We start from the raw sequence: 25,202 nt of genomic DNA, 5'->3' as shown, positions 1-25,202 counted from the left end.
CACGCCGTGCGGGGGACCGGTCGGGGGTTACGCCTGCGCGCCGGCCTTGCGGCGGCGGGCGACGACCAGCGCGCCGGTGCCCAGGGCGACGGCCCCGGCGGCGGCGAGGCCGAGCGGCAGGGTGTCGTTCGCACCGGTGGCGGCGAGGGTGCCGTTCACGGAGGTGTTCGACGTGCCGCCCTGCTGGGTGGTGTTCGTGTTGCCGCCGGTGGTGACGGTGGGCGCCGGGGTGGGCGTCGCGGTCTCCGTCGGCTTCGGCTTGTCGCCCTTGTCGGCGGCGAGGATGTCGAAGTTCAGCTGCTTGAAGTCGCCGCCGAGGTCGCAGGAGTCGTCGTTGGTCTCGTACTCCCCGTAGCCGAAGAGCATGCCCCTGCCGGCGGTGGCCTTGGCGTCGACCGTGAGGCGCAGCTTCACGTCGTAGCTGGCTCCCTCGGCGAGCTCGCCGATCTCGATGGAGTCGTGCTTCTCGGTGATCGGGTCCCATTCCAGGACGTCGGCGGAGGACCACTCGACGGGGATGAGGAGCTTGGAGAAGTCCGTCTCGTCGTCGATCACGTCGCCGGGCTCGGGGAGCCGCGCGGCGTTCGCGAAGGCGTTGACGAGGTTCAGCGTGTGGTCGGAGGTGTTGGTGACGCGCATCGAGAAGACGGTGGGCTCACCGGCGGTGACCTTCTTCGGGCCGCTCACCGCGACCTTGAGGGCGGAGTCCTCCGTGTCCGTGCACCCCTCCCCGATCTCCTCGTAGAACGCCAGCTCCTCCTTGGCGTCGTCGAGCTTCTTGGAGGCGGCGTCCTTCACCTTCTGGGCGAGGTCGACCACGTGCTGGGCCTTGGCCTTGGCGGTGGCGAGGGCGGCCGTGGCCTCGGTCAGCTTCGCGTCGGCGGCGCTCTTCGCGGCGGTGGCCGCGTCGGCGGCCGTCTGCGCGGCGGTGACGGCAGCGGCGGCGGCCGCCTTCTCCTCGTCGGTCGCGGTCTCCGGCAGCTTCGTCACGGCGTCCTCGGCCGCTTCGAGCGCCGCGTCGGCGGCCGTCTTCTTGGCGGCGGCGTCCTCGACGGCCTTCTGGGCGTCGGCGACCGCGACCACGAGCGCGTTGTCGGCCTCGTCCAGGGCCTTGAGGTCCGCGGTGGCCTTGTCGAGGTCGATGACGGCCTCGTCGTACGCCTTCTGGGCCTCCGCGACGGCGGCCTTCAGCTCCTCCAGCGAGGGCATGTCCTCGTCGGGGTCGTCCTGGGTGGTGGCGGGCTTCTGCGACGGCGCGGACGACGGCTTGGCGTCGGCGAACGCCGGCGCGGCCGAGAGGAACACGACCGGGGTGGTCACGGCGGCGGCCACGGCGGTCGCCAGGATGCGGCGGATCTTCACGTTGCGGACCTTTTCCTGGTCAGAGAGAAAGACTGCGAAGAAGGGCGGTGGGCGCGCGCCCGCGGCTGCTTCACGCGGCACGACACCGCCATGATCGTATGACCCGGAAGGCCCCCGGGGGAGCCCTGTTTCCGCAGCTCGCGGGGGCGTTCCGGGAGCGCCGGGGACACAAACCGCGCGAACGGGGGCAGTTGCCCACGGAGGCCGCGGTTTCTGTGTGATCCATGTCATCAGCGCCCGGCGGCCCGACCCGTAACGTGTCCTCCACACACGTGGAAAGCGAGGCACGCACCGATGTCCGAGCACAGCCCGCTCGACCTGGCCGAGGGCGATCCCTTCGGCCCGCACAACCTCCCGTACGGCGTCTTCTCGACCGCCGACGAGCCCGGGCGGCGCCGGCTCGGCGTCCGCATCGGCGGGTACGTCCTGGACGCGGGTGCCGCGGCGCACGCGCTCGGCTCCCCGTACGCGTCCCTGCTCGCGCAGCCGAGCCTCGACCCGCTGCTCGCGGCCGGGCGGACCGCCTGGCGCGACGTCCGCCGGGCGCTGACGGCCTGGGTGACGGTGCCCGCGCACCGGTCCGACATCGAGCCGCTGCTGCACCCGCTGGACGCGGTGACGCTGCACCTGCCGTACGAGGTCGCGGACTACGTCGACTTCTACGCGAGCGAGCACCACGCGACGAACGTGGGCAAGATCTTCCGCCCCGACGGCGACGCGCTCACCCCCAACTGGAAGCACCTGCCGATCGGTTACCACGGCCGCGCGGGCACGGTCGTCGTCTCCGGCACCGATGTCGTACGCCCCTCCGGGCAGCGCAAGGCCCCGTCGGACCCGGCCCCTGTCTTCGGCCCCTCGGTCAAGCTGGACATCGAGGCGGAGGTCGGCTTCCTCGTCGGCACCCCGTCCGAGCTGGGCAAGCCGGTCCCGCTCGCCGACTTCCGGGAGCACGTCTTCGGTCTGACGCTGCTCAACGACTGGTCGGCGCGGGACATCCAGGCCTGGGAGTACGTGCCGCTGGGTCCGTTCCTCGGCAAGTCGTTCCAGACCTCCGTGTCGGCGTGGGTGACGCCCCTGGAGGCCCTGGAGGCGGCCCGGACCGCCCCGCCCGCGCGGGACCTCCCCGTCCTGCCGTACCTGGACGACGCGGCGGAGGAGGAGCCGGGCGGCTTCGACCTGCGGATCTCGGTGGAGATCAACGGCGAGGTGGTGGCCGAGCCGCCGTTCTCCACCATGTACTGGACGGCGGCCCAGCAGCTCGCCCACATGACGGTGAACGGCGCCTCGCTCCGTACGGGTGACCTGTACGGCTCCGGCACGGTCTCCGGCCCCGAGGTGAACCAGCGCGGCTCGCTCCTGGAGCTCACCTGGAACGGCCGCGACGCCCTCGACCTGCCGGGCGGGAAGCGGACGTTCCTGGAGGACGGCGACGAGGTCGTCCTCACCGCCTGGGCCCCGGGCCCTGACGGCACCCGGGTGGCGCTCGGCGAGGTCCGCGGCCGGATCGTCCCCTCCGCCTGATCCGCACCCCCGCCGTACCGGGCGCCCCCGCACGGGGGCGCCCATCCCCTTTCTTGGGCCGGCGCACACCATCTCTTGTCGGAGACTTGGCCGCCGCTTTGGCGCACGCCACCGAGGCCCGAACTAGCGTTCCCGGCATGTCTCTCAACCCCCCACATCCCCCCATCCGTCCCCCTGCCCGGCCCCCCGCCGGCCTGCCCGTCCTCCCGTACCGGAAGCCGACGAAGGGCCGCGACTACTGGGTCATCGACGACGTCCTGCCGAACATCGACGAGGTGCGCGCCCGGTGCCTCGCCAAGGACGACTGGGTCCAGGGCGCCCCGGTCAACCCCGAGCCCTGGCCCGGCCAGCGGGCCATGCCGGGCCTGGAACCGGACGAGCTCGCGCGCGTGGAACGGCTGGTGCGCAAGGCCACCGGCGCCCCGCGGATCTGGGCCGAGAACCCGGAGGGCGCCGGCACCTTCAACCACAACTGCGTCCAGGCCGTCGGCAAGGACGAGTGCGAGCCCCGCCCGCACACCGACTCCCGCAGCCTGTGCCGCTACGCCGCCGTGCTCTACCTCAGCCCGGACACCCCCAAGGACTGCGGCACCAGCTTCTACCGCCAGAACCTCCCGGGCGGCCGGCTCGGCGGCAACCAGGTCCTGGCCCCGCACAACAACCTGGTCGACGCCCTCGGCACCCGCTTCGTCCCCCCGGACTCCTTCACCGAGGACATCCGCGTCCCCCACCGCTACAACCGCCTGCTGCTCTACTCGGCCAACCTGATGCACAGCGCGACGGGCTACTGGGGCACCACCCTGGAGGACAAGCGGATGACCGCCGTCTTCTTCTGGATGGCCTGACCGCGACGGCGCACGACGAAGGGCCCGGCTCGCCCCCGAGCCGGGCCCTCCACGCGTGCCGCCGGTGCTACCGGACGAACACGCTCGCCTGGTTCGCGAGGTTCAGGAAGTACTGCGGGGCGAGGCCGAGGACCAGGGTGACCACCACGCCCGCGGTGATCGTGAGGCTCGTCAGGGCCGAGGGCACGGCGACCGTGGGGCCGTCCGCCTTCGGCTCGCTGAAGAACATGAGCACGATGACCCGGATGTAGAAGAACGCGGCGATCGCCGAGGAGATCACACCGACCACGACGAGCACGCCCGCGCCGCCGTCCGCCGCCGCCTTGAAGACCGCGAACTTCCCGGAGAAGCCGGAGGTCAGCGGGATGCCGGCGAAGGCGAGCAGGAAGACCGCGAAGACCGCCGCGACGAGCGGCGAACGGCGGCCGAGCCCGGCCCACTTGGACAGGTGGGTGGCCTCGCCGCCCGCGTCCCGGACCAGGGTGACGACGGCGAAGGCGCCGATCGTCACGAAGGAGTACGCCACCAGGTAGAAGAGGACGGACGAGATCCCGCTCGGGGTGGCGGCGATGACACCGGCGAGCAGGAAGCCCGCGTGCGCGATCGACGAGTACGCCAGGAGCCGCTTGATGTCGGTCTGGGTGATGGCGACGATCGCACCGCCCAGCATGGTGACGATGGCGACGCCCCACATGACCGGCCGCCAGTCCCAGGTGAGGCCCGGGAGCACCACGTACAGCAGGCGGAGCAGCGCGCCGAAGGCGGCGACCTTGGTGGCGGCGGCCATGAAGCCGGTGACCGGGGTCGGGGCGCCCTGGTAGACGTCCGGGGTCCACATGTGGAACGGCACGGCGCCGACCTTGAAGAGGAGCCCCATGAGGACCATCGCGAAGCCGATGAGCAGCAGCGCGTCGTTGCCCATGGTGTCGGCGAGCGCCGGGTCGACGGAGCCGATGGAGCCGTCGACGACGCGGGCGATGGTGGCGTACGAGACGGAGCCCGCGTAGCCGTAGAGCAGGGCGATCCCGAAGAGCAGGAAGGCCGAGGAGAAGGCGCCGAGCAGGAAGTACTTGACGGCCGCCTCCTGCGACATCAGCCGCTTGCGGCGGGCGACGGCACAGAGCAGGTACAGCGGGAGGGAGAAGACCTCCAGGGCCACGAAGAGCGTCAGGAGGTCGTTGGCGGCCGGGAAGACCAGCATGCCGGAGATCGCGAAGAGGACGAGCGGGAAGACCTCGGTGGTGGTGAACCCGGCCTTGACGGCGGCCTTCTCCTGGTCGCTGCCGGGGACGGCGGCGGCCTCGGCGGCGAAGGAGTCGACCTTGTGGCCGTGGTCGGCCGGGTCGAGCCTGCGCTCGGCGAAGGTGAAGACCGCCACGAGGGAGGCGAGGACGATGGTGCCCTGGAGGAAGAGGGCGGGTCCGTCGACGGCGATGGCGCCCATGGCCGCGATGTGGGCCTTGGTGGAGCCGTAGCCGCCCGCCGCCAGGCCGACGACGGCGGCGAAGGCGGCGGCGAGCGCCGCGACGGTGAGGAAGACCTGGCTGTGGTAGCGGCCCTTGCGGGGCACGAAGGCCTCGACGAGGACGCTGACGATCGCGGCGCCGAGCACGATGAGCACGGGCGAGAGCTGGGTGTACTCGATGTGCGGTGCCGGGATCTTGGCGATCGGCTCGGCAGCCGTCGTCCACATGCTGTGGACAGCCGTTGTGCTCACTTGGCCGCCTCCACGTTCTGGATCTGGGGCTGGGGGTCCTTCTGCTGGACGTCGGACATGGTGTACTGCACGGCCGGGTTGACGACGTCCGTCAGCGGCTTCGGGAAGACCCCGAGGAAGATGAGGACGGCGATCAGCGGGACGACCACGGCCAGCTCGCGCGCCCGCAGGTCGGGCAGCGCCCGCACCTCCTCCTTCACCGGCCCGGTCATCGTCCGCTGGTAGAGGACGAGGGTGTAGAGCGCGGCGAGGACGATGCCGGTGGTGGCGATGACGCCGGCCACCGGATACCGGGCGTACGTGCCGACCAGGACCAGGAACTCGCTGACGAACGGGGCGAGTCCGGGCAGCGACAGGGTCGCGAGGCCGCCGATCAGGAAGGTGCCGGCGAGCACCGGGGCGACCTTCTGCACACCGCCGTAGTCGGCGATGAGCCGCGAGCCGCGCCGGGAGATCAGGAAGCCGGCGACGAGCATCAGCGCGGCCGTCGAGATGCCGTGGTTGACCATGTAGAGCGTGGCGCCGGACTGGCCCTGGCTGGTCATCGCGAAGATGCCCAGGATGATGAAGCCGAAGTGCGAGATCGACGCGTAGGCGACCAGGCGCTTGATGTCCCGCTGGCCGACGGCGAGCAGCGCGCCGTAGACGATGCTGATGAGCGCGAGGACGACGATCGCGGGGGTGGCCCACTTGCTGGCCTCGGGGAAGAGCCCGAGGCAGAAGCGGAGCATCGCGAAGGTGCCGACCTTGTCGACGACGGCGGTGATGAGGACGGCGACCGGGGCGGTGGCCTCCCCCATCGCGTTCGGCAGCCAGGTGTGCAGCGGCCAGAGCGGCGCCTTCACCGCGAAGGCGAAGAAGAAGCCGAGGAACAGCCACCGCTCGGTGCTGGTCGCCATCTCCAGGGAGCCGTTGGCCCTGGCCTCGGTGATCTCGGTGAGCGAGAAGTTCCCCGCGACCACGTAGAGCCCGATGACGGCCGCCAGCATGATCAGGCCGCCGACGAGGTTGTAGAGCAGGAACTTGACGGCCGCGTACGAGCGCTGGGCCGCCGCGTTCTCGTCGGAGCCCGTGTGGGCGCGGTCGCCGAAGCCGCCGATGAGGAAGTACATCGGGATGAGCATGGCTTCGAAGAGGATGTAGAAGAGGAAGACGTCGGTGGCCTCGAAGGAGAGGATCACCATCGCCTCGACCATGAGGATCAGGGCGAAGAAGCCCTGCGTCGGCCGCCACCTCTTCGAGGAGGTCTCCAGCGGGTCGGCGTCGTGCCAGCCGGCCAGGAGGATGAACGGGATCAGCAGGGCGGTGAGGCCGATGAGCGCCACCCCGATGCCGTCGACCCCGAGCTCGTAGCGGACGCCGAAGTCCTTGATCCAGGCGTGGTTCTCGGTGAGCTGGTACCGGTCGCCGCCGGGCTCGAACCGCGCCCAGACGACGGCGGCGAGGACGAGCGTGGCGAGCGAGACGAGCAGCGCCAGCCACTTGGCGCCGGTGCGGCGGGCGGCGGGCACCGCGGCGGTGAGCACGGCGCCCACCGCGGGCACCGCTGCCGTCGCCGTAAGGAGCGGGAAGGACATGGGAGTTACACCGCCCTCATCAGCAGGGTCGCGGCGATCAGCACCGCCGTACCTCCGAACATGGAGACCGCGTACGTGCGGGCGTAGCCGTTCTGGAGCTTGCGCAGCCGGCCGGAGAGTCCGCCGACCGCGGCCGCGGTGCCGTTGACGACGCCGTCGACCAGGCTGTGGTCGACGTACACGAGCGAGCGCGTCAGGTGCGTGCCGCCGGTGACGAAGACGGCGTGGTTGAAGTCGTCCTGGAGCAGGTCGCGGCGGGCGGCACGGGTGAGGAGCGAGCCGCGCGGGGCGACCACCGGGACGGGCTTGCGGCCGTACTGGAGGTACGCGAGGCCGACGCCGATCACCATGACGGTGACGGTGGCGGCGGTGACGGCGGCGGCGCTGAGCGGCGAGTGGCCGTGCGCGAAACCGGTGACCGGCTCCAGCCATTCGACGAAGCCGGAGAACTCGAAGAGGGCGCCCGCGGCGACCGAGCCGACGGCGAGCAGGACCATGGGGATGACCATGGACTTGGGCGACTCGTGCGGGTGCGGAGGCCGGCCGTTCTCGTCGTCCTGCCAGCGCTTCTCGCCGAAGAAGGTCATCAGCATCACGCGGGTCATGTAGTACGCGGTGATGGCCGCGCCGATCAGGGTGACCGTGCCGAGGATCCAGCCCTCGGTGCCGCCCTTGGCGAAGGCCGCCTCGATGATCTTGTCCTTGGAGAAGAAGCCGGACAGGCCCGGGAAGCCGATGATCGCGAGGTAGCCGAGGCCGAAGGTGATGAAGGTGACCGGCATGTACTTCCGCAGGCCGCCGTACTTCCGCATGTCGACCTCGTCGTTCATGCCGTGCATGACGGAGCCGGCGCCGAGGAAGAGCCCGGCCTTGAAGAAGCCGTGCGTCACCAGGTGCATGATCGCGAAGACGTAGCCGATGGGGCCGAGGCCGGCCGCCAGGATCATGTAGCCGATCTGCGACATCGTCGAACCGGCGAGCGCCTTCTTGATGTCGTCCTTCGCGCAACCGACGATCGCACCGAAGAGGAGCGTGACGGCGCCGACGACGGTGACGACGAGCTGGGCGTCCGGCGCCGCGTTGAAGATGTCGGCGGAGCGGACGATCAGGTACACGCCGGCGGTCACCATCGTGGCCGCGTGGATGAGGGCCGAGACCGGGGTCGGGCCCTCCATCGCGTCCCCGAGCCAGGACTGCAGCGGCACCTGGGCCGACTTGCCGCAGGCGGCGAGGAGCAGCATCAGGCCGATCGCGGTCAGCTTGCCCTCGGAGGCCTGGCCGGTCGCTTCGAGCACCGGGCCGAAGGCGAAGGTGCCGAAGGTGGTGAACATGATCATGATGGCGATCGACAGGCCCATGTCGCCGACCCGGTTGACGATGAACGCCTTCTTCGCGGCGGTGGCCGCGCTGGGCTTGTGCTGCCAGAAGCCGATCAGGAGGTACGAGGCGAGGCCGACGCCCTCCCAGCCGAAGTACAGGAGCAGGTAGTTGTCGGCGAGGACGAGCAGGAGCATCGCCGCGACGAACAGGTTGAGGTAGCCGAAGAACCGGCGGCGGCGCTCGTCGTGCTCCATGTATCCGATGGAGTAGACGTGGATGAGCGTGCCGACCCCGGTGATCAGCAGGACGAAGGTCATCGACAGCTGGTCGAGCTGGAAGGCCATGTCCGCCTGGAAGCCCTCGACGGGGATCCAGGTGTAGAGCGTCTGGTGCAGGGCCCGGTCGTCGGCGCTCTTGCCGAGCATGTCGGCGAAGAGCGCCAGGCCGATCACGAAGGAGACGGCCGCGAGGAGCGTGCCGAGCCAGTGCCCGTACTTGTCGAGCCGCCGGCCGCCGCAGAGCAGCACCGCCGCGCCGAGCAGGGGCGCCCCGATGAGCAGCGCAATGAGATTTTCCACGGTCAGCCCCTCACAGCTTCATCAGGCTGGCGTCGTCGACCGAGGCCGAGTGGCGGGCACGGAAGACGGACACGATGATCGCGAGCCCGACGACGACCTCCGCGGCGGCGACGACCATCGTGAAGAAGGCGATGATCTGGCCGTCGAGGTTGCCGTGCATGCGGGAGAAGGTGACGAACGCGAGGTTGCAGGCGTTGAGCATGAGCTCGACGCACATGAAGACGACGATCGCGTTGCGCCGGATCAGCACCCCGACCGCACCGATGGTGAACAGCAGGGCGGCGAGGTACAGGTAGTTGACGGGATTCACCGGGAGGCCTCCTCTTCGCGGCCCAGGCGCTCGGAGGAGCGCTGCTCCAGGGCCTTGAGGTCCGAGAGCGCCTCGTTCGACACGTCCCGGATCTGGCCCCGCTTGCGGAGGGTCTGCATGACGGTGAGCTCCGCCGGGGTGCCGTCGGGCAGCAGACCGGCGATGTCGACGGCGTTGTGCCGGGCGTAGACGCCGGGCGCGGGCAGCGGCGGCACGTGCTTGCCCTCGCGCACGCGCTGCTCGGACAGCTCGCGCTGGGTGCGGGCCCGCTCGGTGCGCTCGCGGTGGGTGAGCACCATCGCGCCGACGGCCGCCGTGATCAGCAGCGCGCCGGTGATCTCGAAGGCGAAGACGTACTTGGTGAAGATGAGGGCGGCGAGGCCCTCGACGTTTCCGCCGTTCGCGCTGTTGGCGGCGCCGAGGCCGGCGAACTCCGTCAGCGAGGCGTTGCCGATGCCGGCGGCGAGCAGGATGCCGAAGCCGAGGCCGCAGGCGGCGGCCAGCCAGCGCTGGCCCTTGATGGTCTCCTTCAGCGAGTCCGCGGCCGTGACGCCGACCAGCATGACGACGAAGAGGAAGAGCATCATGATCGCGCCGGTGTAGACGACGACCTGGACGATGCCGAGGAAGTACGCGCCGTTGGCGAGGTAGAAGACCGCCAGGACGATCATGGTCCCGGCGAGGGAGAGCGCCGAGTGCACGGCCTTCTTCATCAGGACCGTGGACAGCGCGCCGACGACGGCGACGGTGCCGAGGACCCAGAACTGGAAGGCCTCACCGGTGGACGTCGTGTACGAGGCCAGGTTCGCGCTCATGCGTCCGCCCCCTCCGGCTCGCCCTTCTCCCCCTTGGACACGGCGACCTGACGGACCGTTCCGGGCGCGGCCTCGGTGACCAGGCCCTGGTAGTAGTCCTGCTCGGTCATGCCCGGGAAGATCGCGTGCGGGGTGTCGACCATCTCCTCGGTCAGGCCCGCGAGGAGCTGCTCCTTGGTGTAGATCAGGGCCTCGCGGGAGGAGTCGGCCAGCTCGAACTCGTTGGTCATCGTCAGCGCGCGCGTGGGGCACGCCTCGATGCACAGCCCGCAGAGGATGCAGCGGGCGTAGTTGATCTGGTAGACGCGGCCGTACCGCTCGCCCGGCGAGTAGCGCTCCTCGTCGGTGTTGTCCGCGCCCTCCACGTAGATGGCGTCGGCGGGACAGGCCCAGGCGCACAGTTCGCAGCCGACGCACTTCTCCAGACCGTCGGGGTGACGGTTGAGCTGGTGCCGGCCGTGGAAGCGGGGCGCCGTCGTCTTCTGCTGCTCCGGGTACTGCTCGGTCAGCCGCTTCTTGAACATGGCCTTGAAGGTCACGCCGAAGCCGGCCACCGGATTCTGGAAATCAGACACCGTCCGTCCCCCTTTCGTCACTCTCGGTAGCAGTATCGGGGCCACCACTGACAACGAGGTCCCGGTCGTGCCGGGGCCTGCGCCGCGGCACGGGCGGCAGGGACTGTCCGGGCTTGGGCGGCACGGGGAAGCCGCCGGCCATCGGGTCGAAGGCGCGCTCGTCGGCGGGCCGGGGCTCGGCCGCCTTCGCCTTCCGGTCGCGGAACGTGTCGACCAGGAAGGAGAGGAGCAGCAGCGCGAGGACGGCGCCGGCCACGTACAGCACGATGTTGGAGAAGGCGATGTTCTCGTTCCGCAGCGCGCGGACGGTGGCGACCAGCATCAGCCAGACCACGGCGACCGGGATGAGGACCTTCCAGCCGAGCTTCATCAGCTGGTCGTAGCGGACGCGGGGCAGGGTGCCGCGGAGCCAGATGAAGAAGAACAGCAGCAGCTGCACCTTGACGACGAACCAGAGCATCGGCCACCAGCCGTGGTTCGCGCCCTCCCAGAAGGTGGAGATCGGCCACGGGGCCCGCCAGCCGCCCAGGAAGAGGGTCACCGACACGGCCGAGACCGTCACCATGTTCACGTACTCGGCGAGCATGAACATCGCGAACTTGATGGACGAGTACTCGGTGTTGAAGCCGCCGACGAGGTCGCCCTCGGACTCCGGCATGTCGAAGGGGGCGCGGTTCGTCTCGCCGACCATCGTGACGATGTAGATGATGAACGAGACCGGCAGCAGGATCACGAACCAGCGGTCCGCCTGCGCCTCGACGATCTTCGAGGTCGACATCGACCCGGAGTAGAGGAAGACCGAGGCGAAGGCCGCGCCCATGGCGATCTCGTACGAGATCATCTGCGCGCAGGACCGCAGGCCGCCGAGCAGCGGGTACGTGGAGCCGGAGGACCAGCCGGCGAGGACGATGCCGTAGATGCCGACGGAGGCGACCGCGAGGATGTACAGCATCGCGATCGGCAGGTCGGTGAGCTGCATCGCCGTGCGGTGGCCGAAGATCGAGACCTCGTCGTCGGCCGGGCCGAAGGGGATCACGGCGATCGCCATGAAGGCGGGGATCGCGGCGACGATCGGGGCCAGGACGTAGACGACCTTGTCGGCCTTCTTGACGATCACGTCCTCCTTGAGCATCAGCTTGATGCCGTCCGCGAGGGACTGGAGGAGGCCCCAGGGGCCGTGCCGGTTGGGGCCGATGCGCAGCTGCATCCAGGCGACGACCTTGCGCTCCCACACGATGGAGAAGAGCACGGTGATCATCAGGAAGGCGAAGCAGAAGACGGCCTTGATCAGCACGAGCCACCAGGGGTCCGTGCCGAACATGGACAGGTCTTCGGCGGCGAGCGGCGTGGTCATGCCTGCACCTCCTGCGGGGTCGCCGGGCCGATGCGGACCAGGTCGCCGGGGTGGGCGCCGGTGTCGGAGAGGACGCCGCGGCCGGCCGAGTTCAGCGGGAGCCAGACGACCCGGTCGGGCATCTCGGTGACCTGGAGCGGGAAGGCGACGGAGCCCGCGGGGCCGGTCACCTCCAGGACGTCGCCGTCCTTGACGCCGGTGTCGGCGGCGGTGGTGGCGGAGAGCCGGGCGACCGCGGCGTGCCGGGTGCCGGCCAGGGCGGTGTCGCCCTCCTGGAGCCTGCCGAGGTCGAGGAGGAGGCGGTGTCCGGCGAGGACGGCCTCGCCCTCGCCGGGCCGGGGCGCGGGCACCGCGTGCGCGGTGGGCTCGGAGGCCCGCTCCTCGGTCCAGCCGCCGAGCCGGTCCAGCTCCCGGCGGGCCGACCGCAGGTCGGGCAGGCCGAGGTGGACGTCGAGGGCGTCGGCGAGCATGTGGAGGACGCGGGCGTCGGTCGGGGCGAGCGGCCTCGTCATCTGCTCGGGCTTGAGCGCGGCCTCGAAGAGCCGGGCCCTGCCCTCCCAGTTGAGGAAGGTGCCGGGCTTCTCGGCGACGGCCGCGACCGGCAGGACCACGTCGGCGCGCTCGGTGACCTCGCCGGGCCGCAGCTCCAGGGAGACCACGAAGGCCGCGTCGAGGGCCTCGCGCGCGCGTGCCGGGTCCGGCAGGTCGGCGACCTCGACGCCGGCGACGAGCAGCGCCACGAGTTCGCCGCCCGCGGCGGCCTCCACGATCTGGCCGGTGTCGCGGCCGTAGCGGTGCGGGAGTTCGCGGACGCCCCAGGCGGCGGCGACCTCCTCACGCGCGCGGGGATCGGTCGCGGGCCGGCCGCCGGGCAGCAGCGCGGGGAGCGCCCCGGCCTCGACGGCGCCGCGCTCGCCGGAGCGGCGCGGGATCCACACGAGGCGGGCGCCGGTGGCGACGGAGGCGCGGAGGGCGGCGGTGAACGCGCCGGGCACGCCCGCGAGCCGCTCGCCGACGGCGAGGACGGCGCCCTCCTGGCGGAGGGCCTCGGCCGCGGCGGCGCCGTCCTCGGAGAGGCCGACCCGGGAGGTGAGGGCGTCGAGCCACTCGGTCTCGGTGCCGGGGGCGGCGGGCAGCAGGGTGCCGCCCGCCTTCTCCAGGCCGCGGGTCGCGAACGGGGCGATGGCGTACGTCTTCTGGCCGCGCTTGCGCCAGGCCTTGCGGAGCCGCAGGAAGACGCCGGGGGCCTCCTCCTCGGACTCCAGGCCGACGAGGAGCACGGCCGGGGCGGCTTCGAGCGAGGTGTACGTGACGCCCGACCCGTCCAGGTCGCGGCCGCGTCCGGCGACGGCGGAGGCCAGGAAGTCGGCCTCCTCGCCGGAGTGGATCCGGGCCCGGAAGTCGATGTCGTTGGTGTCGAGGGCGACCCGGGCGAACTTGGCGTACGCGTAGGAGTCCTCGACGGTCAGGCGGCCGCCGGTCAGGACGCCGGTCCGGCCGCGGACGAGCCCGCGGGCGGCGGCCTCCAGGGCCTCGGGCCAGGACGCGGTCTCCAGCTCACCGGTGTCGGGGTTCCGGACGAGCGGCGTGGTGAGCCGGTCGCGCTGCTGGGCGTACCGGAAGCCGAAGCGGCCCTTGTCGCAGATCCACTCCTCGTTGACCTCGGGGTCCTCGGCGGCGAGCCGCCGCATGACCTTGCCGCGCCGGTGGTCGGTGCGGGTGGCGCAGCCGCCGGCGCAGTGCTCGCAGACGGACGGCGAGGAGACCAGGTCGAAGGGGCGGGAGCGGAAGCGGTAGGCGGCCGAGGTGAGGGCGCCGACCGGGCAGATCTGGATGGTGTTGCCGGAGAAGTACGACTCGAAGGGGTCGCTGTTGCCGAGGCCGACCTGCTGGAGCGCGCCGCGCTCGATCAGTTCGATCATCGGGTCGCCGGCGACCTGGTGGGAGAAGCGGGTGCAGCGGGCGCAGAGCACGCAGCGCTCGCGGTCGAGCAGCACCTGCGTGGAGAGCGGGATCGGCTTCTCGTAGGTCCGCTTGACGCCCTCGAAGCGGGACTCGGCCTGTCCGTGGGACATGGCCTGGTTCTGCAGGGGGCACTCGCCGCCCTTGTCGCAGACGGGGCAGTCGAGGGGGTGGTTGATGAGCAGCAGCTCCATCACCCCGTGCTGGGCCTTCTCGGCGACGGGCGAGGTGAGCTGCGACCTGACCACCATGCCGTCGGTGCAGGTGATGGTGCAGGAGGCCATGGGCTTGCGCTGGCCCTCGACCTCGACGATGCACTGGCGGCAGGCGCCGGCGGGGTCGAGGAGCGGGTGGTCGCAGAAGCGCGGGATCTCGATGCCGAGCTGTTCGGCGGCGCGGATGACCAGCGTCCCCTTGGGGACGGAGATCTCTGCGCCGTCGATGGTCAGCGTGACCAGATCCTCGGGGGGTACGGCCGGGCTGCCGCCGCCCGCCGAGCCGGACGTGGTGACGGTCATGCGGTCACCTCCTTGTGGTTGTCCGCCCAGGCGGTCGACTTGGCCGGGTCGAAGGGGCAGCCCTTGCCCGTGATGTGCTGCTCGTACTCCTCGCGGAAGTACTTCAGCGAGGAGAAGATCGGCGAGGCGGCGCCGTCGCCGAGGGCGCAGAACGACTTGCCGTTGATGTTGTCGGCGATGTCGCCCAGCTTGTCGAGGTCGGACATCTGGCCCTTGCCGGCCTCGATGTCGCGGAGCAACTGGACGAGCCAGTACGTGCCCTCGCGGCAGGGCGTGCACTTGCCGCAGGACTCGTGGGCGTAGAACTCGGTCCAGCGGGTGACGGCCCGGACGACGCAGGTGGTCTCGTCGAAGCACTGGAGGGCCTTGGTGCCGAGCATCGATCCGGCGGCGCCGACGCCCTCGTAGTCGAGGGGCACGTCGAGGTGCTCCTCGGTGAACATGGGGGTGGAGGAGCCGCCGGGCGTCCAGAACTTGAGCCGGTGGCCGGGGCGCATGCCGCCGCTCATGTCGAGGAGCTGGCGCAGGGTGATGCCGAGGGGCGCCTCGTACTGGCCGGGCGAGGCGACGTGCCCGCTGAGCGAGTACAGCGTGAAGCCCGGGGACTTCTCGCTGCCCATCGACGTGAACCAGTCCTTGCCCTTGTTGAGGATCGCGGGAACCGAGGCGATGGATTCGACGTTGTTCACCACAGTGGGGCAGGCGTACAGACCGGCGACCGCGGGGAAGGGGGGACGCAGCCGGGGCTGGCCGCGGCGCCCTTCGAGCGAGTCGAGCAGTGCGGTCTCCTCACCGCAGATGTACGCGCCGGCGCCGGCGTGCACGGTGAGTTCGAGGTCGAGTCCGCTGCCGAGGATGTTCGTGCCGAGGTAGCCGGCGGCGTAGGCCTCGCGGACGGCCTCGTGGAGGCGGCGCAGGACGGGGACGACCTCGCCGCGCAGATAGATGAAGGCGTGGCTGGAGCGGATCGCGTAGCAGGCGATCACGATGCCTTCGATGAGGGAGTGCGGGTTGGCGAAGAGGAGGGGGATGTCCTTGCAGGTGCCGGGTTCGGACTCGTCGGCGTTGACGACGAGGTAGTGGGGCTTGCCGTCGCCCTGCGGGATGAACTGCCACTTCATGCCGGTGGGGAAGCCGGCGCCGCCGCGTCCGCGGAGGCCGGATTCCTTGACGTAGGCGATGAGGTCGTCGGGGCTCATCGCGAGGGCCTTCTTGAGGCCCCGGTAGCCCTCGTGGCGTTCGTAGGTCTCCAGGGTCCAGGAGTCGGGCTGGTCCCAGAAGGCCGAGAGGACGGGCGAGAGCAACTTCTCGGGGCTGCTGTTGTTGATCTCGGCGGCCAAGGTCATCACTCCCCCTCCTGACTGGCTGCCTCACCGCGCGGGTGGACGATTCGGTGGTGCGGGGTCTCTCCCTTGGCCAGGCGCAGGCCGACGAGGGAGGCGGGGCCGGCTCCGCCGGTGGCCTCGACGGCGCCGGGGCGCTCGTCGGGGAAGCCGGCGAGGATGCGGGCGGTCTCCTTGAAGGTGCAGAGCGGGGCGCCGCGGGTGGGCTCGACGGTGCGTCCGGCCCGGAGGTCGTCGACCATCTTCTTGGCGGACTCGGGCGTCTGGTTGTCGAAGAACTCCCAGTTGACCATCACGACGGGCGCGAAGTCGCAGGCCGCGTTGCACTCGATGTGCTCGAGCGTGATCCTGCCGTCCTCGGTGGTCTCGTCGTTCCCGACGCCGAGGTGCTGCTTGAGCTCCTCGAAGATGGCGTCGCCGCCCATGACGGCGCAGAGCGTGTTCGTGCAGACGCCGACCTGGTAGTCGCCGGAGGGCTTGCGCCGGTACATCGTGTAGAAGGTGGCGACGGCGGTGACCTCGGCGGTGGTCAGGCCGAGGAGTTCGGCGCAGAACCGCATGCCGGTGCGGGTCACGTGGCCCTCCTCCGACTGCACGAGGTGCAGCATGGGGAGGAGCGCGGAGCGGGAGTCCGGGTAGCGGTCGATGATCGCCCGCGCGTCCGCCTCCAGGCGGGCGTGGACGTCCGCCGGGTAAGCGGGCGCCGGAAGCTGGGGCATCCCCAGGCTGACGTTCTCGGTCATCGGTCGACGCCTCCCATCACGGGGTCGATGGAGGCGACGGCGACGATGACGTCGGCGACCTGGCCGCCCTCGCACATCGCGGCCATGGCCTGGAGGTTGGTGAAGGACGGGTCGCGGAAGTGGACCCGGTAGGGGCGGGTGCCGCCGTCGGAGACGACGTGCACGCCGAGCTCGCCCTTGGGCGATTCCACGGCCGCGTAGGCCTGCCCGGCGGGGACCCGGAAGCCCTCGGTGACCAGCTTGAAGTGGTGGATCAGGGCCTCCATGGAGGTGCCCATGATCTTCGCGATGTGGTCGGTGGAGTTGCCGAGTCCGTCGGCGCCGAGGGCGAGCTGCGCCGGCCAGGCGATCTTCTTGTCGCCGACCATGACGGGGCCGGGCTCCAGGCGGTCGAGGCACTGCTCGACGATCCGGAGGGACTGGCGCATCTCCTCCAGGCGGACGAGGAAGCGTCCGTAGGCGTCGCAGGTGTCGGCGGTCGGGATGTCGAACTCGTAGTTCTCGTAGCCGCAGTACGGGTCGGTCTTCCGCAGGTCGTGCGGGAGGCCCGCCGACCGGAGGATCGGTCCGGTGGCGCCGAGGGCCATGCAGCCGGTGAGGTCGAGGTAGCCGACGTCCTGCATGCGGGCCTTGAAGATGGGGTTGCCGGTGGCGAGCTTGTCGTACTCCGGCAGGTTCTTCTTCATGGTCTTCACGAACTCGCGCACGGCGTCGACGGCGCCGGGCGGGAGGTCCTGGGCGAGGCCTCCGGGGCGGATGAACGCGTGGTTCATGCGCAGGCCGGTGATCAGCTCGTACAGGTCCAGGATCATCTCGCGGTCCCGGAAGCCGTAGATCATGATCGTGGTGGCGCCGAGCTCCATGCCGCCGGTGGCGATGCACACCAGGTGCGAGGAGAGCCGGTTGAGCTCCATGAGCAGGACGCGGATGACGCTGGCGCGGTCCGGGATCTGCTCGGTGATGCCGAGGAGCTTCTCCACGCCGAGGCAGTACGCCGTCTCGTTGTAGAACGAGGTGAGGTAGTCCATGCGCGTGACGAAGGTGGTGCCCTGCGTCCAGGTCCGGTATTCGAGGTTCTTCTCGATGCCGGTGTGGAGGTAGCCGATGCCGCAGCGGGCCTCGGTGACGGTCTCGCCGTCGATCTCCAGGATCAGGCGGAGCACGCCGTGGGTGGACGGGTGCTGGGGGCCCATGTTGACGATGATGCGCTCGTCGTCGGCCTTCGCGGCGGACTGGACGACCTCTTCCCAGTCGCCGCCGGTCACCGTGTAGACGGCGCCCTCTGTGGTCTCTCGCGGAGACGCGTGTTCGGTGGACATCAGCTGTACGACCTCCGCTGGTCCGGAGCCGGGATCTGGGCGCCCTTGTACTCGACGGCGATGCCGCCGAGGGGGTAGTCCTTGCGCTGCGGGTGGCCCTGCCAGTCGTCCGGCATCATGATCCGGGTGAGGGCGGGGTGGCCGTCGAAGACGATGCCGAAGAAGTCGTACGTCTCGCGCTCGTGCCAGTCGTTCGTCGGGTAGACGGCGACGAGGGACGGGATGCGCGGGTCGGCGTCCGGGGCCGAGACCTCCAGGCGGATCAGCCGGCCGTGGGTCAGCGAGCGCAGGTGGTAGACGGCGTGCAGCTCGCGGCCCTTGTCCCCCGGGTAGTGGACGCCGGAGACGCCGGTGCAGAGCTCGAAGCGGAGCGCCGGGTCGTCGCGCAGGGTGCGGGCCACGCGGACGAGGTGCTCGCGCTCGATGTGGAAGGTGAGCTCGCCGCGGTCGACGACCGTCTTCTCGATGGCGTTCTCCGGGAGGAGGCCCTGCTCGTCGAGGGCGCCTTCGAGTTCGTCGGCGACCTCGTCGAACCAGCCGCCGTAGGGGCGGGCGGCCGGGCCGGGGAGCCGGACGGAGCGGACGAGGCCGCCGTAGCCGGAGGTGTCGCCGCCGTTGTTGGCGCCGAACATGCCGCGCTGGACGCGGACCTCCTCGCCGTGGTCCCCGCGCTGGCCCGGCAGGTTCTGCCCGCTGAGCTCCTTCTCGGGGTTCGGGGTTTCGTCACTCAACGGAGCAGACCCTTCAACTCGATGGTCGGCAGCGCCTTGAGCGCCGCCTCCTCCGCCTCGCGGGCCGCCTCCTCGGCGTTCACGCCGAGCTTGGAGGTCTGGATCTTCTGGTGGAGCTTGAGGATCGCGTCCAGGAGCATCTCCGGACGCGGCGGGCAGCCGGGCAGGTAGATGTCGACCGGCACGATGTGGTCGACGCCCTGCACGATCGCGTAGTTGTTGAACATGCCGCCCGAGGAGGCGCAGACGCCCATGGAGATGACCCACTTGGGGTTGGGCATCTGGTCGTAGACCTGCCGCAGGACGGGCGCCATCTTCTGGCTGACCCGGCCGGCCACGATCATCAGGTCGGCCTGGCGCGGCGAGCCGCGGAAGACCTCCATGCCGAAGCGGGCCAGGTCGTACCGGCCGGCTCCGGTGGTCATCATCTCGATGGCGCAGCAGGCGAGGCCGAAGGTCGCGGGGAACACGGACGCCTTGCGCACCCAGCCCGCGGCCTGTTCGACGGTCGTCAGCAGAAAGCCGCTCGGGAGTTTCTCTTCGAGTCCCATAGGTGCCCCTCAGCCCCTCAGTCCCATTCCAGGCCGCCGCGCCGCCACACGTACGCGTAGGCGACGAAGACGGTGAGCACGAAGAGCAGCATCTCCACGAGCCCGAAAAGCCCCAGGGCGTCGAAGGTGACGGCCCAGGGGTAGAGGAAGACGATCTCGATGTCGAAGACGATGAAGAGCATCGCCGTCAGGTAGTACTTGATCGGGAAGCGACCGCCTCCGGCGGGAGTGGGCGTCGGTTCGATGCCGCACTCGTACGCCTCAAGTTTTGCCCTGTTGTACCGCTTTGGCCCGATAAGCGTGGCCATGACCACGGAGAAGATCGCAAACCCCGCACCCAGGGCACCGAGCACGAGGACGGGCGCGTACGCATTCACGCTCCTCGCTCCTTCCAGTCGTCCTTGACCGTTGGACCGCACCGCTCGGACCGTGAAAGATCGCCCCCATGTGAGGCAGTTCACAAGCCCGGCTGCCCCGCATCTTATGCCCGCCCCTCTGTGATCTGCGACACGGGGTACAGCAAGGACTTTGTGATCTCCACCACCTGACGAAGGATCATCAAGTCGGATGAGCGGTGATCTTGTTGCGCGAAGCACCCAGGTGATCACCAGATGTGACATCCGGACCGGAAATCGCTGCTCGGAGGGGGTGTCGCACTATCAAGTGTTGGCCCGTACAGGCAAATTGGCGATGGATGCGTACGGGTGATAAAGGAACCGCCCGTCGCCCGGTAGGGGGGTCGGACGTACAGAGGTGGACGCGTGCGCGCATTCACGAGCCGATGTGTGACCTGCGTCACTTCGCGAGAAGGCCGAAAGAAGAGGGCTTGGCCAAGGGCGTCAAGAGGTGGTAAGCGTCGGGCAATTCGGACGTTTCAATGAAAAGCCGTGATCAAGGGCCGGATGAGCCGTGCCCGATATGCCCGTTACGGCGTCAATAAGGGCGCCACGGTGGCGGATTCAAGGGTTCCGGTGGCAACTGTGGCGCACCCCACGTTTCTTGAAGGGAACCGTGAAGCCCTGATAGCGGTTGTTCCCATGTCCCACACCGCTCACATACCCAGCCACCGGAAGCCCCGCCGCAGCGCCTCGAAGCTCGCGCTCCGGGCCGGAGTTGCCGGTGGCGTCCTCGGCACCATCGCGGTGGCCGCTGCTGCCGGCCCGGCGAACGCCGAGCCGGTGACCGAGACCATCGAGATGCCCACCCTGGGCTCGCTCGACGGTGACAGCGCCGGCCTCGCCAGCGCCGTCGCCGCCTCCGCCGAGGCCTCCCAGCAGGAGGCCCTCGACCAGAGCCTCCAGACGCAGGAGGACGCGGCGCTGCACAAGGCCGCCAAGGAGGCCAAGAAGGCGAAGGCCGAGGCCGAGCGCAAGGCCGCCGCCGAGCGCGCCGAGAAGGCCCGCCTCAAGGCCGAGCAGGAGCGCAAGGAAGCCGCGGAGCGCGCCTCGCGCGACGCCGCGCGCACCCAGCTCTCCACCACGAGCTCGTCCAGCGACAGCGGCTCGTCCTCCTCGTCCTCCGACAGCGGCTCCACCGCCTCGCAGAACGACAGCCAGACGCAGGCCCCCTCCGGCTCCGCCGCCGCGATCGTGGCCTTCGCCAAGGCCCAGATCGGCGACGCCTACGTCTCCGGCGGCACCGGCCCCAACTCCTGGGACTGCTCCGGCCTCGTCCAGGCCGCCTACCGCGCGGCCGGCATCGACCTGCCCCGCATCTCGTACCAGCAGTCGAGCATGGGCACCTCCGTCTCCCTGAGCAACCTCCAGCCGGGCGACATCCTGTACTGGGGCAGCCGCAGCGGCTCGTACCACGTGGCCATCTACGTGGGCGGCGGCAAGTACGTCGGCGCGCAGAACCCGTCCAGCGGCGTGGTCGAGCACAGCCTCGACTGGGACACCCCCTCGGGCGCGGTCCGCATCCTCTGAGCCGTCCGGCTTCACGGCGAAGGGCCGTCACTCCTCGGGGGAGCGACGGCCCTTCGCCGTCTCAGCGGCGGAGTGCCTCGGCCGGCTCGATCCGGGAGGCGCGCCAGGCCGGGTACAGCCCGGCGACGACGCCCGTGACCAGGCCGACGGCCGGGGCCGCGACGACCGTCCCCGTGTGCATCACCGGAGTCCAGTCCCGCACCAGCGCCACCACGATCACCGTCGACACCCCGAGCGCCGTGCCGACGAGCCCGCCCATCGCGCCCAGAGCGCCCGATTCCGTGAGGAACTGGACGGTGATGTGCCGTCCCCGGGCGCCGAGGGCCCGTCTCAGGCCGATCTCGCCGGTCCGCTCCAGGACGGCGACCAGGGTCGTGTTGGCGATGCCGACCGCGCCGATCACCAGGCAGATCGCCGCGAGGAGCAGGAACAGCTGGTCGAGGTCGCCGGTCACGCCCGCGCGCAGGGTCCTGGGGTCCGGCGGCGGTATCGCCTTCAGGTACTCCGGGTGGTCCGGGCGCAGCGCGACCGGCGCCTCCCGGGCGATCTGGCGGGCCGCGCCCGTCGCGGTCGTGACCAGCATCTTCGCGTCGCCCTGCTGGGGCGGCCCCCAGAGCTTCTCGGCGGTCGTGCGGGGCACGGTGACCGACATCAGGACGTCGGGCCTGCGCTTCACGTCGTCGATGATCCCGGCGACGGTGAAGGGCTCGTCGCCGATGAACACCGCAGGCCGGGTCTCCAGGGTGGTGATGCCGAGCCGGGCCGCCACGGACGTGCCGAGCACCGCGACCGGCTGCCCGGACCGGGACGCGAACTCGTCGTACAGGCGGCCCTGGGCGAGGGTCGGCGCCGCCGCCCGCAGCGCGCCGGGGGACGCGGCGACGACCTCGATCCGCTCGCCGTCCGCGCCGTCGCCGACGGGCGCGGAGCGGACGGCCGTGTCGGGTGGGAGGCGGACGGTCCAGTAGACGCCGGCGTCCTCGACTCCGCCGAGCCGTTCCACGCGGGCGTCCGCGTCGGCGGGGAAGGCGGGGCCGGCGAACTCGTCCTGGTCGCGGGCGATGTCCTCGACGGTCACCTCGGTGGCCGTGAGCAGGTTGAACCGCGCGTCGATCTGCGAGGACGTCGTCGCGGTCAGCCCGAGGATCGCCACGAACGTGCCGACGCCGAGGACGGTGCCGAGCGCGGTGAGGACCGAGCGCCCGGGGCGCTGGAGCATTCCGGCGACGGCCTCGGCGAGGACGTCACGGGCCGCGAGGCGGGAGGGTTCGACCAGCCGCCTCCCGAATCCTTCGCCCTTCGGGGAGCCCCTCATGCCGGCTCGCTCAGCACGCCGTCGCGGATCGTCACCGTGCGCCCGCCGCGCCGCGCCACCTCCGCGTCATGGGTGATCACGAGGATCGTCATCCCGGAGGCGTGCAGTTCGCCGAGGAGGTCGAGGACGGATCCGGCGTTGTCCGAGTCGAGGTTGCCGGTCGGTTCGTCGCACAGGAGCAGCGAGGGGCGGCCGGCCAGGGCGCGGGCGATGGCCACCCGCTGGCGTTCGCCGCCGGAGAGCCGGCCGGGCAGCGCCTCGGCCCGGTGGCCGAGTCCCACCCGTTCGAGGGCGGTACGGGCGCGGGCGCGGCGCTCGGCGCGGGGCACCGCCGAGTACACCATCGAGAGCATGACGTTCTCGGTGGCGCTGCGGTGCGGCAGGAGGTGGAAGGCCTGGAAGACGAAGCCGATCCGCCGCCCGCGCAGGGCGGTGCGCTCCGCGTCGCGCAGCGCCGCCGTGTCGATGCCGTCCAGGAGGTACGTGCCGCCGGTGGGCGCGTCGAGCAGTCCCGCGACGTTCAGGAAGGTCGACTTGCCCGATCCGGAGGGGCCGACGACGGTGATGAACTCGCCTTTCCCGACGGTGAGTTCGCAGGGTTTCAGGGCGGTGACGGGGGGCGGGCCGGGGTAGGTCAGGGCCACCGCGCGGAACTCGATGACGGGGACGTCCCGCTCGCTCGCGTCGACGTCGCTCACGTCCGCCTCGCTCACGGCGCCCCCTCGGAACCGCCGGTGGCCGCGCCCGGGTTCACTCCGGTGACGACCTCGTCGCCCTCCTTGAGCGCGCCGGGGACGGCCGGTACGACCTCGACGAAGCCGTCGCCGGTCGTGCCGGTCCGCACCTCGATCCGCTGCTGCCGGCCGGTGCCGTCGACGGTCGTGACGACCGTCCTGCCGTCGACGCCCGCGGAGACGGCGGTGATCGGGACGACCAGGGCCTTGCCGTCGGTGGAGGCGGCCTCGATGGTGAGGCGCACCTCCTGGCCCGCGAGGCCGGACGGCAGTTCGCGGGAGGGGTCGACGGTGAAGAGGTAGCCGGTGGCGCCGTCGTCCTGCGCGCCGTCCCCTCCCCCGCCGGTGCCTCCGTTCCCGTCGGGTCCGGTGCCCTGCGGGGCGGACTGCTGGTCCTGCTGCCGGGAGGGGGTGTCCGCCACCGAGACCACGCGGCCCGTGGCCTCCTGCCCGGTCGTCTCGGCGAGGATCCGCACCTTCTGTCCGGCGCGGACCATCCCCTTCTGGTGGTCCTGGAGATGGCCCTGGGCCATGAGCCTGCCGGAGGAGAGGGTCATCGCGGTGCCGGAGACCCGTGCTCCCGGTCTGGCCGTCACGGTGGCGACGCGCGCGGGGAAGGCCCGTACGAAGACGGCCTCGGCCGCCGGGACCATCGGCCCGGCGGCCGCCTCCGCCTTCGCGAGCGCCTCGCGGGCGGTGTCCAGGTCCTCGGCGGCCCGGTCGCGCGTCTTCCTGAGCGTCTTCCTCTGCGCGTCGTCCTTGTTGGCCGCGAGCGCGTCGCGGGCGTCCACGAGGGCCCGTTCGGCACCGGTGACGGAGGCCTTCGCGCCGTCCACGGCGGCGCCGTCGTCGTCGACGGCGGGCCTGGGGTCGTAGCCGATGGAGGAGTAGAACTCCTCGACGGCGCTCTTCGTGCCGGGCCCGAAGGTGCCCCTGGCGTCGTCGCCGCGGCCGTGGCCGAGCGCGGCGAGCGCGCTCTGGAGCTGCTTCACGTCGTCGCCGGTGGCGCCGGGCTTGAGGTCCCGGTAGACGGGCAGGCCGCCGCGCAGGACGAAGACGGGTCGGCCGGATATCTCCAGGAGCACCTTCCCGGGGCGCACCGCGTCCCCGTTCTTGACGGACACCTTGGTGACCACGGGGGCGGTGCCGCCCTCCCCGCCCGCGGAGACGGGCGCGACCTGGACGGTCTGGCCCGCCACGACGGTGCCGCGCAGGACGACGGTCTCCGCGAGGACCCGGTTCTCGACCCGGGCGACCAGCACGTCCTGCGGCGGCGGCTTCGCGTCGGCCGCGACCTGCGCGGGCGACCGGATCAGCGAGGTGGCCGCGACACCGGCGCCGGTCAGGGCGACCGCCCCCGCCACGAGGGCGGCGCCCCAGAAGCGGCGCCGGTTCATCCGGGCGCCCCCGGCGTCGCCGCCGGGGGTCCGGGAGCCGTCCGGCGGTGCGGTGCCGGCCGGGGTGCCGTCAGCCACCGACGACCGTCCCGCCGTCGGCGCCCCCGGCCTTCGGGCCGCAGGCCTTCAGTGCCTCGATCGCCTCGGGGTCGCCCTTCAACCGGGCGCCGAGGTCGCCCTTCATCGGCGTCTCGCCGGTCGCCGGGTCGGGGTCCGGATAGTCGGCGACGCCCTTCTCGCGCATGCAGGCGGCGAACTTCCCGGCCTCCGCGAGGCGTGCCGGGTCGACCGGCTCCTTCCCGGGGAGGAGCGCCTTGCACGCCTTCTCCGCCGCGCCGATCGCCTCGCTCGTGTTGGCGTCCTTGTCGACGCGCTTCTCGCCGCCGCCGTCCTGGAGCTCGATCCCCTGAGCGCCCAGGCAGTCGTAGTACGCGGACCAGCCGGCGGCGGCCGACGAGGCTCCGGCCGAGGGGGTGGCGGAGGGGTTCGCGGTGCTCGGTTCCGACCGGGTCGCGCCGTCCCCGCCGTTCGAGCACCCCCCGAGGCCGAGGGCGATGATCAGTACGGGAGCAGCCATGAGGCGTCTCATCAGAAACGGTCCTTCCGACGGGGAGTCCCCGTCCACGGGGCGTCAGGGAACGCGCAGGAGGGGGCCGACGCGGCGCTGCGCTACGCCACGTACAAGGCCCC

At 71.1% G+C, this 25,202-nt stretch carries 22 protein-coding genes; 3 read left to right on the top strand and 19 right to left on the bottom strand.

What is annotated here, in order from left to right:
• Positions 1-27: 27 nt before the first annotated feature.
• Positions 28-1,362, bottom strand: coding sequence for a peptidase (locus ACFYUS_RS32370; protein WP_388860214.1), 1,335 nt, complete (start codon positions 1,360-1,362; stop codon positions 28-30).
• 294 nt (positions 1,363-1,656) lie between these two features.
• On the opposite strand from ACFYUS_RS32370, the gene fahA reads away from it, so the two are divergent.
• Together fahA and ACFYUS_RS32360 are read left to right on the top strand one after the other, a co-directional pair.
• Positions 1,657-2,883: a fumarylacetoacetase gene (fahA, locus tag ACFYUS_RS32365; protein ID WP_388860211.1), complete on the top strand. Its 1,227-nt coding sequence runs from the start codon at positions 1,657-1,659 to the stop codon at positions 2,881-2,883.
• A gap of 137 nt (positions 2,884-3,020) precedes the next feature.
• Positions 3,021-3,728: a DUF6445 family protein gene (locus ACFYUS_RS32360; RefSeq protein ID WP_388860208.1), complete on the top strand. Its 708-nt coding sequence runs from the start codon at positions 3,021-3,023 to the stop codon at positions 3,726-3,728.
• A 67-nt stretch (positions 3,729-3,795) separates the two neighbouring features.
• On the opposite strand, the gene nuoN is transcribed toward ACFYUS_RS32360, so the two are convergent.
• From nuoN to ACFYUS_RS32290, 14 genes are read right to left on the bottom strand one after another with little or no spacing between them, the layout of a single operon-like run.
• Positions 3,796-5,445 carry an NADH-quinone oxidoreductase subunit NuoN gene (gene nuoN, locus ACFYUS_RS32355; RefSeq protein ID WP_388860205.1) on the bottom strand — a complete coding sequence of 550 codons (1,650 nt, stop codon included), beginning with the start codon at positions 5,443-5,445 and terminating at the stop codon, positions 3,796-3,798.
• The gene (locus ACFYUS_RS32350; RefSeq protein ID WP_388860202.1) at positions 5,442-7,022 is read right to left on the bottom strand and encodes an NADH-quinone oxidoreductase subunit M; all 1,581 of its coding nucleotides are present in this window, start codon (positions 7,020-7,022) and stop codon (positions 5,442-5,444) included. Before ACFYUS_RS32350 ends, nuoN begins: the two co-directional genes overlap by 4 nt.
• Before the next feature lie 5 nt (positions 7,023-7,027).
• Positions 7,028-8,920 (bottom strand): NADH-quinone oxidoreductase subunit L, encoded by a 1,893-nt coding sequence (nuoL, locus tag ACFYUS_RS32345; RefSeq protein ID WP_388860199.1) that lies wholly within the window; start codon positions 8,918-8,920, stop codon positions 7,028-7,030.
• Positions 8,921-8,930: 10 nt separating this feature from the next.
• The gene (gene nuoK, locus ACFYUS_RS32340; RefSeq protein WP_189800457.1) at positions 8,931-9,230 is read right to left on the bottom strand and encodes an NADH-quinone oxidoreductase subunit NuoK; all 300 of its coding nucleotides are present in this window, start codon (positions 9,228-9,230) and stop codon (positions 8,931-8,933) included.
• A complete protein-coding gene (locus ACFYUS_RS32335; RefSeq protein WP_388860194.1) occupies positions 9,227-10,045 on the bottom strand; it encodes an NADH-quinone oxidoreductase subunit J in 819 nt (272 codons plus the stop codon). The genes nuoK and ACFYUS_RS32335 overlap by 4 nt, the downstream gene beginning before the upstream one ends.
• Positions 10,042-10,620, bottom strand: coding sequence for an NADH-quinone oxidoreductase subunit NuoI (gene nuoI / locus ACFYUS_RS32330; RefSeq protein ID WP_388860191.1), 579 nt, complete (start codon positions 10,618-10,620; stop codon positions 10,042-10,044). The genes ACFYUS_RS32335 and nuoI overlap by 4 nt, the downstream gene beginning before the upstream one ends.
• On the bottom strand, positions 10,613-11,974 hold the full coding sequence (gene nuoH / locus ACFYUS_RS32325; RefSeq protein ID WP_388860188.1) for an NADH-quinone oxidoreductase subunit NuoH: 1,362 nt from the start codon (positions 11,972-11,974) through the stop codon (positions 10,613-10,615). Before nuoH ends, nuoI begins: the two co-directional genes overlap by 8 nt.
• Positions 11,971-14,454, bottom strand: coding sequence for an NADH-quinone oxidoreductase subunit G (locus ACFYUS_RS32320; protein ID WP_388860185.1), 2,484 nt, complete (start codon positions 14,452-14,454; stop codon positions 11,971-11,973). Before ACFYUS_RS32320 ends, nuoH begins: the two co-directional genes overlap by 4 nt.
• Positions 14,451-15,803: an NADH-quinone oxidoreductase subunit NuoF gene (gene nuoF / locus ACFYUS_RS32315; protein WP_388860182.1), complete on the bottom strand. Its 1,353-nt coding sequence runs from the start codon at positions 15,801-15,803 to the stop codon at positions 14,451-14,453. The genes ACFYUS_RS32320 and nuoF overlap by 4 nt, the downstream gene beginning before the upstream one ends.
• The gene (gene nuoE / locus ACFYUS_RS32310; RefSeq protein WP_388860179.1) at positions 15,800-16,540 is read right to left on the bottom strand and encodes an NADH-quinone oxidoreductase subunit NuoE; all 741 of its coding nucleotides are present in this window, start codon (positions 16,538-16,540) and stop codon (positions 15,800-15,802) included. Before nuoE ends, nuoF begins: the two co-directional genes overlap by 4 nt.
• Positions 16,537-17,859 (bottom strand): NADH-quinone oxidoreductase subunit D, encoded by a 1,323-nt coding sequence (locus ACFYUS_RS32305; RefSeq protein ID WP_388860177.1) that lies wholly within the window; start codon positions 17,857-17,859, stop codon positions 16,537-16,539. Before ACFYUS_RS32305 ends, nuoE begins: the two co-directional genes overlap by 4 nt.
• A complete protein-coding gene (locus ACFYUS_RS32300; RefSeq protein WP_388860174.1) occupies positions 17,859-18,590 on the bottom strand; it encodes an NADH-quinone oxidoreductase subunit C in 732 nt (243 codons plus the stop codon). Before ACFYUS_RS32300 ends, ACFYUS_RS32305 begins: the two co-directional genes overlap by 1 nt.
• Entirely contained in the window at positions 18,587-19,141 is a 555-nt protein-coding gene (locus ACFYUS_RS32295) for an NADH-quinone oxidoreductase subunit B family protein (RefSeq protein WP_024756031.1), read from the bottom strand. Before ACFYUS_RS32295 ends, ACFYUS_RS32300 begins: the two co-directional genes overlap by 4 nt.
• Before the next feature lie 17 nt (positions 19,142-19,158).
• On the bottom strand, positions 19,159-19,518 hold the full coding sequence (locus ACFYUS_RS32290; RefSeq protein WP_019888619.1) for an NADH-quinone oxidoreductase subunit A: 360 nt from the start codon (positions 19,516-19,518) through the stop codon (positions 19,159-19,161).
• Between the two features lie 660 nt (positions 19,519-20,178).
• Between ACFYUS_RS32290 and ACFYUS_RS32285 the strand changes: the two genes are divergently transcribed.
• A complete protein-coding gene (locus tag ACFYUS_RS32285; RefSeq protein WP_388860170.1) occupies positions 20,179-21,066 on the top strand; it encodes a C40 family peptidase in 888 nt (295 codons plus the stop codon).
• A 61-nt stretch (positions 21,067-21,127) separates the two neighbouring features.
• On the opposite strand, the gene ACFYUS_RS32280 is transcribed toward ACFYUS_RS32285, so the two are convergent.
• From ACFYUS_RS32280 to ACFYUS_RS32265, 4 genes are read right to left on the bottom strand one after another with little or no spacing between them, the layout of a single operon-like run.
• Complete coding sequence (locus tag ACFYUS_RS32280) at positions 21,128-22,381, bottom strand: ABC transporter permease (protein ID WP_388860167.1); 1,254 nt, start codon at positions 22,379-22,381, stop codon at positions 21,128-21,130.
• Positions 22,378-23,094, bottom strand: coding sequence for an ABC transporter ATP-binding protein (locus ACFYUS_RS32275; RefSeq protein WP_388860164.1), 717 nt, complete (start codon positions 23,092-23,094; stop codon positions 22,378-22,380). The genes ACFYUS_RS32280 and ACFYUS_RS32275 overlap by 4 nt, the downstream gene beginning before the upstream one ends.
• Complete coding sequence (locus tag ACFYUS_RS32270) at positions 23,091-24,590, bottom strand: peptidoglycan-binding protein (RefSeq protein ID WP_388860161.1); 1,500 nt, start codon at positions 24,588-24,590, stop codon at positions 23,091-23,093. The genes ACFYUS_RS32275 and ACFYUS_RS32270 overlap by 4 nt, the downstream gene beginning before the upstream one ends.
• The gene (locus ACFYUS_RS32265; protein ID WP_388860158.1) at positions 24,583-25,089 is read right to left on the bottom strand and encodes a hypothetical protein; all 507 of its coding nucleotides are present in this window, start codon (positions 25,087-25,089) and stop codon (positions 24,583-24,585) included. Before ACFYUS_RS32265 ends, ACFYUS_RS32270 begins: the two co-directional genes overlap by 8 nt.
• Positions 25,090-25,202: the final 113 nt, after the last annotated feature.

The sequence above is a fragment of the Streptomyces sp. NPDC004284 genome, assembly GCF_042874035.1.
Taxonomy (GTDB): domain Bacteria; phylum Actinomycetota; class Actinomycetes; order Streptomycetales; family Streptomycetaceae; genus Streptomyces.
The sequence above is the reverse complement of the archived record's forward strand: the minus strand, read 5'-3'. Positions and strand labels throughout refer to the sequence as shown.